The organism is Rhodanobacter sp. 7MK24 (assembly GCF_014842995.1).
In the GTDB taxonomy this organism is placed as follows: Bacteria; Pseudomonadota; Gammaproteobacteria; order Xanthomonadales; family Rhodanobacteraceae; genus Rhodanobacter_A.
The window spans coordinates 1-281 of the sequence record NZ_JACYXL010000036.1 but is presented as its reverse complement, the minus strand read 5'-3'; the positions used below and the strand labels follow the sequence as shown (position 1 = coordinate 281).

At 67.3% G+C, this 281-nt stretch carries 1 protein-coding gene; it reads left to right on the top strand.

Translation table 11 applies throughout. The features are described from left to right. On the top strand, positions 1–281 hold a 281-nt coding region (locus IHE49_RS18395), incomplete at both ends, for an EF-Tu/IF-2/RF-3 family GTPase (RefSeq protein ID WP_255523438.1).

The following is a 281-nucleotide window of genomic DNA, read 5'->3' as shown; positions in this document are numbered from 1 at the left end:
GGCACGGTGGTGACCGGCCGTATCGAGCGCGGCGTGATCAAGGTGGGTGACGAAATCGAAGTGGTCGGCATCCGTCCGACGCAGAAGACCACCGTCACGGGCGTGGAAATGTTCCGCAAGCTGCTGGACCAGGGTCAGGCAGGCGACAACGCCGGTCTGCTGCTGCGCGGCCTGAAGCGCGACGACGTGGAGCGCGGCCAGGTGCTGGCGAAGCCGGGCACGATCACCCCGCACACGGACTTCGAGGCCGAGGTGTACGTGCTGTCGAAGGACGAGGGTGG